General features: G+C 58.8%; 6 protein-coding genes. 2 read left to right on the top strand and 4 right to left on the bottom strand.

The annotated features are described in order from the left end of the window. Positions 1-1,487 (top strand): DEAD/DEAH box helicase (locus tag PSV43_RS07815; RefSeq protein WP_300195260.1); only part of this gene is annotated, 1,487 nt, incomplete at its 5' end. 14 nt (positions 1,488-1,501) lie between these two features. On the opposite strand, the gene PSV43_RS07810 is transcribed toward PSV43_RS07815, so the two are convergent. Together PSV43_RS07810 and PSV43_RS07805 are read right to left on the bottom strand one after the other, a co-directional pair. Continuing rightward, a complete protein-coding gene (locus tag PSV43_RS07810; protein ID WP_300195258.1) occupies positions 1,502-1,840 on the bottom strand; it encodes a DUF3368 domain-containing protein in 339 nt (112 codons plus the stop codon). A 72-nt stretch (positions 1,841-1,912) separates the two neighbouring features. Beyond that, a complete protein-coding gene (locus PSV43_RS07805) occupies positions 1,913-2,155 on the bottom strand; it encodes a UPF0175 family protein (protein ID WP_300195256.1) in 243 nt (80 codons plus the stop codon). Positions 2,156-2,307: 152 nt separating this feature from the next. Between PSV43_RS07805 and PSV43_RS07800 the strand changes: the two genes are divergently transcribed. Further along, the gene (locus PSV43_RS07800) at positions 2,308-3,111 is read left to right on the top strand and encodes a hypothetical protein (RefSeq protein ID WP_300195254.1); all 804 of its coding nucleotides are present in this window, start codon (positions 2,308-2,310) and stop codon (positions 3,109-3,111) included. Between the two features lie 9 nt (positions 3,112-3,120). Here the strand turns inward: PSV43_RS07800 and PSV43_RS07795 are convergent, their stop codons facing one another. Next, positions 3,121-6,321, bottom strand: coding sequence for a PVC-type heme-binding CxxCH protein (locus tag PSV43_RS07795; RefSeq protein ID WP_300195252.1), 3,201 nt, complete (start codon positions 6,319-6,321; stop codon positions 3,121-3,123). Between the two features lie 115 nt (positions 6,322-6,436). After that, complete coding sequence (locus PSV43_RS07790; protein WP_300195250.1) at positions 6,437-10,906, bottom strand: PVC-type heme-binding CxxCH protein; 4,470 nt, start codon at positions 10,904-10,906, stop codon at positions 6,437-6,439. Between the last annotated feature and the right edge of the window lie 35 nt (positions 10,907-10,941).

Here is a 10,941-nt window from a genome sequence, read left to right as displayed (position 1 = left end):
GAAACCCTTCTGAAGCACCTGCACCGCTGAATCTGCACGCCACCCTGCGTCCATATCAGCTCAAAGGCTTCGCCTGGTTGCAATTCATGACCCGTTTAGGCCTCGGCGCCTGTTTGGCGGACGACATGGGCTTGGGCAAAACGTTGCAAGTCATCGCGCTGCTGCTCGCCCGACAAAAAGAATCGAAAGCGCCCGGTCTGCTCATCGTGCCCGCCTCGCTGGTTGGCAACTGGAAGGCCGAGGTGGCAAAGTTCGCCCCCGACCTAAAACTCTTCATTGCACATCCATCCCAGACCTCCCGTGAAGCACTCGACCATGCGGTGCAGCATCCCCCCGAAGCTCTGCGGGGTTTTGATGCCATGCTCACCACCTACCAGTTTCTCCAGCGCACCGAATCATGGCAGCAGCACCCATGGAGCGTCGTCATTCTCGACGAGGCCCAGGCCATTAAGAACCCCGGCAGCAGCAGCACCAAGGCTGTGAAACGCCTGCAAGCCACCACACGCATTGCTTTAACTGGCACGCCCGTGGAGAACCGCCCTGGCGATCTGTGGAGCCTCTTCGACTTCCTCAATCCCGGTCTGCTCGGTGGTTCCGCCGCCTTTGCATCTGCGGTGAAAAATTGCGCCAAAAGCAGCACCGGCTTTGCACCGCTGCGCAAGCTTGTGCAACCCTACATCCTGCGCCGCATGAAGACGGACAGGAGCATCATCAGCGACCTGCCCGACAAAATCGAAACCAAAGCCTTCTGCGGCCTCACTAAACGGCAGGCTACAATCTACGCGAAGCTCGTCGATCAACTCGCGAAAATGCTCGCAGACAAGGAGATGGAGCCAATCAAACGTCAGGGCCTCGTACTCGGCTTCCTGCTGAAGTTCAAACAGATCTGCAATCATCCCAGCCATTGGAATGGCGATGGTGCGTGGAACCCCGCAGACAGCGGCAAATTCACGCGTCTGGCGGAAATTTGCAGCGAACTCGCCGAGCGCGGCGAGCGCGCACTCATCTTCACTCAGTTTCAAGAAACCTGCGATCCCCTCGCCCGCTTCCTCGCCACCGTCTTTGGCCGCGAGGGCCTCATCCTGCACGGCGGCACTGCGGTGAAGAAGCGACCGCAATTGGTCGAATCCTTCCAGCAGCCCGGCGGTCCGCCCTTCATGGTCATCAGCGTCAAAGCCGGCGGCACCGGCCTCAATCTCACCGCCGCCAGCCACGTCATCCACTTTGACCGCTGGTGGAACCCCGCCGTCGAAAACCAGGCCACCGACCGCGCCTTCCGCATCGGCCAAAAGCGGAACGTTATGGTTCACAAATTCGTCTGCCAGGGCACTATTGAAGAACGCATTGACGCATTGATCGAAGAAAAGATGAGCCTCGCCCATGACCTGATCACCGGTGACGGCGGAGCCGAAAAACTGCTGACCGACATGGGAGCTGAAGAACTGCTGAGTTTGGTCGCACTTGATGTGAACTCCGCTGTCGTGTGATAGCACATGCGCTGTCAGGGAATTTCCCCGGCTCGTTGGAGCGTGGCATGTACTAATGCTGGTGATACGCGAAAACGACCTTCGACGATGAGTTTGCGCAACAACGGCGCAACCTCGTTGACGAGCCCCTCCTGCTTGGCTCGAAGGAGCAGCCCCAAAGTCCCGATCACCTGCATGCCAAGCTCATTCGCGACCGCTCTGGCGGCGGATTCATCCAGTAGAATGGCGTCAGCTTTTAGTTCGATCGCGAGAGCCAGCGCCTCGGCCTCGCCGGCATCCAATCGTGCTTCGGACACCAGCTTGGCAGGAACTTCTGCAACAGGGGTGATTTGGCAGAAAGCAGGCAGCTTCAAACCAAGCTGGCAATAGGCGTTCCTGATTGAGAAACGCCAGATTCAAAAGCACGGAAGTGTCCGCGATAACGATCACTTTTTGAGAAGGTGATCGAGTGCGGCCAGATCGGCATCGAGGTCAGCAGGCTTGCAGCCAATGGATACGCCACGGGAATGAAGCTCCTCCTCAAAAGCATCCAGTTCCATTCCCGCTAGCCGCGCCGCCAGGCCTTTCGCAACGCCACGTGAAGCATACAGCGCACAAGCCAGCTCCAGCCGAAGCTGATCCTCGCGAAACAGCGCGAGGCCGGGTTCATCGGGCAGAGTCACTGTCATGGCGAGATTGTATCCCAGAGTGTTAAGTGTCCAACTGGAAAATTGGACCTATGCAGGCGGCGCGGAAAAAATGCTCACAGACATAGGGGCGGCGTAGTTGCTGCGCTTTGTCTCCCTTGATGTGAACTCTGCTATCGTGTAAAAACCCACTCATGTGGTGGTCTTACCAAGATGTCGAAGAGCAAAAAAAGCGGCTGCAGCGCGAGATCGCGAAGCGGAAGAAGCGTGGCGATAAGTTTGAGGTGCTGCCGGCTCCGGCGGGACAGAAGAAGCTGAGCACGACATTCTGGGGGCTGGCCTGGTGCAGGAATCTGGAGTCGTATCAGGACTATGAATCGCGGCTGCCGCGTGGCCGCAGCTATCTCCGGCAGGGCAAGGTGTACGATCTGGAGATCGAACCGGGAAAGCTGAGTGCGGTGGTGGCGGGATCAGAGCTGTATGACACGAGCATCGTCATTCAGCCACTGCCGAAAAAGCAGTGGAAGCAGATCGTAACCTCCAGTGCCGGTCAGGTGGGCTCCATGCTGGATCTTCTCACAGGGAAACTAGGCGATGGCCTGATGAAGGTGCTCACCGATCCGGACGGCGGCTTGTTTCCGAAACCGAAAGAAATTCACTTCAACTGCTCCTGTCCCGACCATGCGGACATGTGCAAGCATGTTTCCGCCGTGCTCTATGGCGTGGGCGTACAGCTCGACACGAAGCCGGAACTGCTCTTCACCCTGCGCGGCGTGGATCAGGCCGAGTTGCTGTCCAACGCCAGCAGCGCAGCGATCACAGAACTCTCCACCAGCAGCGGTGACCTGGCCGGAGCCGATCTCTCGGCGATCTTTGGCATCGACCTCAGTGCAGAAATGATGCCGGAACCGCCAGTCGCAAAGAAAACAGTGAAGAGGGCCACGAAGAAAAAAGTCGCAGCAAAGAAAGCGGCGAAGAAGAAGCCGAAAGAAATCTGAGGGGCCGCCTCACTTCACATGCATCATCCCGCGCATGATGACCCAGTGGCCGGGAAAGGTGCAGAGGTAGGGGTAGTCCCCTGCGGCGGCGGGGGCGGTGAAGCGCAGGGTTTCACCGGTGTTGGGATTGAGCAGCTTGGTGTGGTGTAGAATTTTTTGCGTCTGCGGGATGAAGTCCTTTTTAATGCCTTCCGGGTCTTTTGCCATTTCGTTACCGGCGAGGCCGATTTCCTCCACACTGCCCGGCTGGCAGATGGCGAGGTTGTGCGCGGTGGCGTCGGGATTGTTGAAGACGAGACTCACGGGCTGACCGGCCTTCACGCTGAATTCGGTTTTATCGAAGAGCATGCGCTCGCGCACGCAGTTGATGGTGATTTTAGCAACGCCGGGCTGCTTGTCGAAAGCAGTTTCCTCAGCGGTCTTTTTCTTCTCGAAGGGGCTGCGTTTGTAATTCGCCGCGAAGGTGTCCATGAACGCGGTGATCTTGGGATTCTCGTTGGCCTTCCAGTGGCGTGAAAGCGCCTCGCTGCCGAGTGCGGTGCGGACTGCATAGGTCAGGTGGTCGCCCATCGGCTTGTCGAGCACCTCAAGCACGGCATCCAGCGCTTCCTGTGTGCCGATGTAGCTTGCAGCGATGACAGCTTCCATGCGGACGAGCCCGTTGTCGTCATTGGCACGGGCACGAAGTTGCTCGATACGGTCAGACAGAGCCACGTAGCGCAGTTGAGTCGTTGCGGCGGCGCGGGCGTGGTGTTCGTCGCATTTGAGCAATTCTCTGAGCAGGGCGCGGTTCTCGGTGCTGAGGGTGCGGTAGGTCCACAGGGCTTCGAGCTGATGATGACGAAAGCGGGCATCTTTGGGGTCGAGCTTGGCCACCCAAGCATCAAGGGCCGTTTTGACTTCGGCGGCGTAGCGTTCATGCAGTTCACGCTTGGCCTGGTAGCGCCAGCGGTAGTGCGGACTCTTCAAGAGATCCAGCAGCGCGGGAATCGGAGCACCGGCCACTGTTGGCGGTTCGGCGAGCTTGGCCCTCTTCGGCACGATGCGCCAGATGCGGCCGCTGGTGCGCAGGCGGCGCGGATCACGCAGCGAGTACTGCGCATGACCTTTGATGGGATTGTACCAGTCGCAGATGTAGAAGTCACCACGTGGGCCAGCCTTCACATCCGTGGGAATGAAGCTGAGGTTGGTGGAGAAGATGAGATCACCGATTTTCTTTTCCTCATAGTGGTCGTCCATCTCGATCCACTGATGCATCTCGATGTTGTTCGTGGGTTTGTAACGCGCCTTGAGGAAACCACCTTGAAGCTCCTGCGGCCAGAAATCGAAATCGATGAACTCCTGCCCGCAGGTGCCGGAATACGCGGGCAGTTTGCCAGCACCGGGCTGCTGCTCGGGATACGGTGGATTCGTCGCATGGAACGCACTGGCGAAAATGGGATGGCTGGCCATGTGGTGGCCCCAGTCGTCGAAAGTCACACCCCACGGGTTCGTGCTCGGATAGCTGCCAAAGGTGCTCAGCTTTTGCGTGTCGGTTCGCAGCCGGAACCAGCCGGAGTTGTCGAGCCGCACGGGACCGTAGGCGGTTTCAATTTGTGAGTGCAGGAAAATCGAATCGCGGATGATGAGATCGCCATCCGGGCTCCACACAAAATCATGCAGCGCATGGTGCGAATCCTCCGTGCCAAAGCCTGTGAAGACTTGGCGGCTGAAGTCCGCCTTGCCATCGCCATCGGTGTCTTTGAGGAAGGTCAGGTGCGGCTCGTCAGAGACATACACACCGCCATCGCCGAACTCGAAGGCCAGCGGGATATGCAGCTTGTCAGCCCACACCGTCGATTTGTCAGCGCGGCCATCGTTGTCCGTATCTTCGAGAATGACGAGGCGGTCCTTCGGCTCCTGGCCGGGGTAGAGATGCGGGTAGGCCTGGGATGTGCTCACCCACATGCGGCCGCTCGTGTCCCAGCGGATCTGAATGGGGTTCGCGATCTCGGGGAACTGCTCTTCGCTGGCGAAGAGATTCACTTCGAAGCGCGGATCGACCTTGAAGGCGGCGAGTTCATTCGCTGGCGTCATCCATTCGTTCGCGCCCTTGCTTTCCTTGGTCTCAGGCATCGCGGGCACATTGGAATCATCCACCTTCTTGCCTGCGAAGCTCTTCCCCTGCGCGATGGCCCAGATGCGCTGATCGCGATTCGCCACCATCACATCAAAGCTCCGCATCGCGGGCAGGAAATCGAGGTAGCCGTAGTCCTTGTTACGATCACCCGTGTAGTAGAAGCCGTTGAGCGGCCGGTAGCGTTGAAAAAACTGCCGGTTCTTGTCCGCGATGGCCGCACGCAGTTCGGGCGTCGTCTCCGGCGCGCTGACCTCGAATGTCGCACGATACAAGGCCTCGCCAAACACCCCGTACCCCTTGTCCTCCAAATGCACGCCGTTGAAGGTGAGCCCCTTCATTGCGGGCAGCATCGGCTCAAACACATTCGCAAAGCCGACCTTCTGCTCCGCCGCGACTTCTCCCATCGCTTGCGTGTAGGCCGCCAGCCGGGCGTTGTTCATATCCGCCGCCGGAGCACCCTTCACATTCTCATTCGCAATCGGCGACACCAGCACCACACGCGGCCCCGCTTTGCCGTTGTAGGCATGCGTCTTCAGTTCCTGCACCAGCGCTGTGAGCCTCAGCTTGAAATCCGCCAGCTTCCCCAACCCACCAAACGATTCATTGAAGCCAAACGCCGCAAAGATCACATCCGCCTTCTGCGCACACAGGTGCTGGTTCAACGTTCCAAAATTCGTCGGTCGCGGCATCAGATCCACCTCATCCGCCGACCATGCCAGCGTGCGCACCACGAGCTGTTTGTCCGCCTGCCCTTTTTGCAGCATCGCCTCGAAATGCGGAAACTGCGCCCCGCGATCAAACAGCGTGTTGCCGATGAACACGACGTGATCTCCCTGCTGAAGAACCAGCGGCAGCGCCGTATCCACCGCTCCTGTCACCTTCGGCAGCGGAGCCGATTTTTCATCCATGGAGTACTTCGCCAGCGCCGGATCTTCAGGCGGTGGCGGCTTGCCGGTGTCCGTATTCTTCGCATCCAGCGGATTCACTGAAGCCGAATAGTTCTTCACCGGCTTTTCCGGCTTCGTTGCCGGTGGGTCTGCGGCGACAGCGCTGGTGGCCAAAGCGAGAAAGAGAGTGGCAGATTTGATCATAGAATTCAGAACTGAGTGAACGAAAAAAAGACCCTCACATTGCGGGGTAAAACCGAGCAAGGTGAGGGTGCTACAAAACTCGCATTTCCGGGCCTAACTAAGAGCTGCGACAGGTTTACTTCACATGCATCACACCACGCATGATGATGTAATGCCCAGGAAAGGAGCAGACATAGGGGTAGTCGCCAGGCTTCGTGGGAGCGGTGAACTCGATGACTTCTTCCTTCCCGTGGTCGAGGAGTTTGCTGTGCCAGAGGATGTCCTTGTTCTCGGGGATGAAACCGGTCTCGAATCCTTTGGCACCGAGGGCCATGGCCTGCATGGCGATTTCATCCACCTTGCCGGGATTCACCAGCAGAATGTTGTGCGGCATGAAGTCAGGATTGGCAAAGGTGAGCTTCACCTTCTTGCCGGCCTTCACGCTGAGTTCCTTCACGTCATACATCATGCGTTCGGGCAGGGTGCCAACGCGGATGGTGGTGAGCTCAGGCGTGTCACTAAGCACGCCGGACTTCTCCGTCTTTTCTTCCACTTCAGCGGCGATGACGCCGCCGTGCATGGAGGCTTCGACATTGAACCAAAGATGCTGCACGACGTTGGCGGCATTGCGCGCATTCAGCTCAGGCGACTTCTGCAACTGCCCGAGCATCTCCACATTGCGCACGTTGTGCTGCTGATGAATCCACAGCGCTTCGAGCAGGGGATGCGCGTCTTCCTTCTTGGTCACGTCAAACTGCTTCATCCATGTCTTCGTAGCGGCGATGACTTCCTTGGTGTCGCGCTCGCTGAGCTCAATGTGCGTGCGGTGGCGCACGCCGTCGGCGGGGTGCTTGAGGTTTTCGAGCAGCGCAGGGATCGGCAGGCCCTCCACGGGCACGATCTTTTGCAGCGGGCGACCCGTGGCGGTGATGCGATAGACGCGGCCGTGGGCGTGGTCGCGGTTAGGATCACGCACGTTGTGCTGCATGTGGCCGATGATGACGTTGTGCCAGTCACTAAGATACAGCGAGCCGTCCGGTGCGAAAACCGCATCGCTGGGACGGAAGTTTTTGTCGCCGCTCATGAGAAAGCCGCGTGAGGTTTCTTCAGTAACGGTGCCGTCAGCCTGCGTGACTTTCACGCTGAGTTCATCGCCCGCAGGCTCGCCCCAGACCGTACCTTTGTCGCCATCGCGTTCGAGATGGTAATGCTTCACACCAAGGAAACCGATGACGTTGCAGATGAGGAAGTCTCCCTGCATGGCCTCAGGGAAGTGGGAGCTGCTGACGATCTCGCTGGCCGTGACAGGTCGCACTTCCTTTTTCAGCAATTCATACATCTTGAAGCCATTACCTTCGGGGCGCACCTGATACGCACGGCCACCCGTGCCGTCGGTGGCATACTGATAGCCCCAGGAATCAAACGAGGTGCCATGCGGATTCGGAGAATTGTCTGCGTGCTTGGCGATGGTGAAACGTCGCGGATCGAAGCGATACATGGCGGAAGCGCCGGTGTTCAGCGAAGGGCCCCACGGATGCTCGTGATTGTGCTGCATGAACACACCACTCTGCCAGTACAGGCCGCCATCGGGGCCGTAGATGAGATTGTTCGCGCCGTGGTGCGAGTCAGAGCTGTCGAGGCCCGTGAGCATGATCGTCTCCACGTCCGCCTTGTCGTCGCCATCGGTGTCCTTGAGGAAAAGAATCTCTGACTGACGCGTGACGAGCACGCCGCCATTCCAGAACTCGAAGCCGAGGGGATTTTGCACACGGGCAAACTCCGTGGTGCGATCTGCTTTGCCGTCGTTGTTGTCGTCATGCAGGATGACGAGCGCGTCTTTCATCTCCTTCAGCGGCTCCCACTTCGGATAGGTCGGCCACGCAGCGACCCACAGGCGGCCCTTGGAATCAAACTGCATCTGTACTGGGTTCGCGATCTGCGGGAACCGCTCTTCATCGGCGAACAGATGAACTTCAAAACCCTTCATCACCGCCATGTGCTTGATCGCCTCTTCGCCGCTGATGTATTTCAGTATGCCTTCCTTCTGCGCGTTGCTGCTCTTGCTGCCGCCGCCCACGTTGGAGATGACCGGCACGGGTTGCGGCACATTGCTGTCGTCGATCTTCTTGTCGCCACCGCTGATACGTGCCCACACGCGCTCATCCCGATTTGCCGTCATCACATCGAGCATCGAAAGCTCATGCTGCAGCACGACGGCATTGGTCTGGCCGTTGGTAAAGCTCAGCGTGGAGCGGCTGCCCCACACGTCGTTGCCATCGGAGGCGTGGTACCGGTTGTACCAGTGCAGGGACTTGTCCACCACGGCCTCCCGCAGCGGTTCCATGGAGGGTGAGGTGCTCACCGCCTTGCCGAGCAGGGCCTTCGCGATCACTTCCGCGAGTTGGCGATCACCTTCGATGCCAAGATGCACGCCATTGATCGTCAGTGGTTCATTCGCGGCTTTGAACAACTCCAGCGATGGATGGTATAGATCCACAAACGCCACGCCCGCTTCCTTGGCCGCAGCCTCGGTGGCTTTCGTGTAAGCTTCGAGCTGCGCATTGTGTGCCTTGCCATCCGGCACGTTCACATTGTGCGTGTCCTCATGCGCGATGGGGCTGAAGAGCACGATGCGCGGGAAGGATTTGCCATTCGCCTTGCTGCCGCGCGTCTTCTTTACGAACTCGACGAGCTGTTTTTGAAACTCCTCCAGCTTGTTGTCGTAGGATTCATTGTAGCCAAAGAAACCGAACACCACATCCGCCTTCACATGGCGCAGGTAGTCCGTCATATGCGTAGCACCGGGACTACGCGGGTAGCTGTTCGGACGATCGCCGCTGGTGCTCATGTTGCGGAAGCGCACCTGAAGTTCTGGAAGCTGGCTTTGCAGCAGCGTTTCCATCCAGCCATCATGCTGCATGCGGTCAGGCAGGGCATTGCCGAGGATCGCCACGACATCACCTTTGCTAAAAGCGAATGAAGCCGGGTCCTTGTAGTCCGCAGGCACGTCCACCAGTTCAGGCTCCTTGACAGGCGCTGCACCACCACCGCTGGACTTCGCCACCGCTTTGCCCGGCTTGCCTTCATAGGTCAGGTAGCTCGTCTTGCCGCCACTCTTCACATCGATCACCATCGACTCCGGTCCGGCGACGTTTTTGATCTCAAAAACCGGCTTACGCGCTTCATCAAACAACTGGAGCGTGAAGTTGCCCAAACGGTCCGAAAAGCCCTGGCGGCTCCACAGTCCGATCGTGTCGATGGCATGGCTGGCGCCCAGATCGACCTCCCACCACGGATTCGGCTGGTTCTCTTTCGTATGCGTCTGGCCACCCTTGCTCCAGTCCGGGCTTTTATTGCCATCCAAGGCCCGCTCCGCCACGCCACCGATGGCCGTTGTCGATTGCGAAGCCTTGCCGCCCTTCACCACATTCTTGCCGCCGCTCATCACCTCAATCTCCGCGATTTGCAGGCAGCGCTTATCTCCAGGAATCTCGATCCGCACATAGCGCGCCGGCTTCCCCGTCACGACCGAAACTTTGGCAGTCTCAGCAGGCTTTGAGGACTCGGCTTTTTTGACCGCCTTCGCTTCAGGCTTCTTCGTGTTAGCATTCGCCGGAATCGGGCTGTCCCAGCCCGCATACATCTCCGGTTTGATGCCACGCGCATACGCGCCGCCGCCAAAAGTGTTCGGCTTGAATGGGCCCACGAAGGCGATGTTCAGATCCGGCTTGATCGCGTCTTCCATGCCCAGTGCCCAGAAGATGCCGTTCACGATCATGCGACGATACCCTTCGTTCGTGATGTCTTCCGAAGTGCCGTACAGCGTCGTGAAAACACGCCCCGCTTTGCCATTCGCTCCCTTGTAAGTACGCGTCCACTCGCTCGGCATCGGCGGCTTCGTGGCATCCGCGGGAGAATCTTGCGTCATGCCATTGAGCGGCTGCGCCATTGTCAAAATCTCGCCATCGATCGGCTTGCCCACGTAGCCGCCCGCCTGCACCCAGACGTCCTTCACACCCCGGAGGATTGGATGCGCCGCCTTGTTCGGCACAATGGCAATGCGCGTGCTCTGCTTGTGATTGGTGCCGTAGTGGCCCACCCAGGTCTGCCCGAGCACCTGATGGCCGAAGCCCAGCTCGTAGCCCGCGACCTTGCTGTCATACGAGTACTTCGCGAAGGGATCATCCTTCGTCGTCTTGAAACCATGCGTCGCCGTGCGCAGCCCGATCACCGGACCACCACGGGCAAGGTAATCATCGAGGTGCTTCATCTGCTCCTTCGGGAACTGCTGAAAGCGCAGGAAAACGACAGCGAGGTCAGCCGAATCCAGCGCCTCCATGCCCGGCATGTTCGCGACTTCACCCGCCACGATGTCGCCCTCTTTGTCGATGTCGAACAGCACCGTGCACTTGAAGCCCTGGTGCTTCGCCAGCATTCGCGCAAGCGCTGGCAGCGACTCTTCGGAACGGTATTCATGATCTCCCGCGAGGAAGACAATGTGCTTGCCCTTGCCCGGCCCTTCCTTGCCTTCAAAGACGAGTGGTGCGGCGGTCGCGAAGGTCGCGAGCGAGAACAGGGTGAGTAGTACAGCGGCTAGGTTGGTCATAAATGGACGGAGCAAACGTGATTGAACGGTTTTTT

Source organism: Prosthecobacter sp., from assembly GCF_029946185.1.
Taxonomy (GTDB): domain Bacteria; phylum Verrucomicrobiota; class Verrucomicrobiia; order Verrucomicrobiales; family Verrucomicrobiaceae; genus Prosthecobacter.
This window is presented reverse-complemented; position numbering and strand designations above follow the sequence as displayed.

What these genes read in the sequence shown, in the direction of transcription:
- PSV43_RS07805 (WP_300195256.1), bottom strand. Translation starts at nt 2,155, where the DNA reads ATGACAGTGACTCTGCCCGATGAACCCGGCCTCGCGCTGTTTCGCGAG.
- PSV43_RS07790 (WP_300195250.1), bottom strand. Translation starts at nt 10,906, where the DNA reads ATGACCAACCTAGCCGCTGTACTACTCACCCTGTTCTCGCTCGCGACC.
- PSV43_RS07800 (WP_300195254.1), top strand. Translation starts at nt 2,308, where the DNA reads ATGTGGTGGTCTTACCAAGATGTCGAAGAGCAAAAAAAGCGGCTGCAG.
- PSV43_RS07795 (WP_300195252.1), bottom strand. Translation starts at nt 6,321, where the DNA reads ATGATCAAATCTGCCACTCTCTTTCTCGCTTTGGCCACCAGCGCTGTC.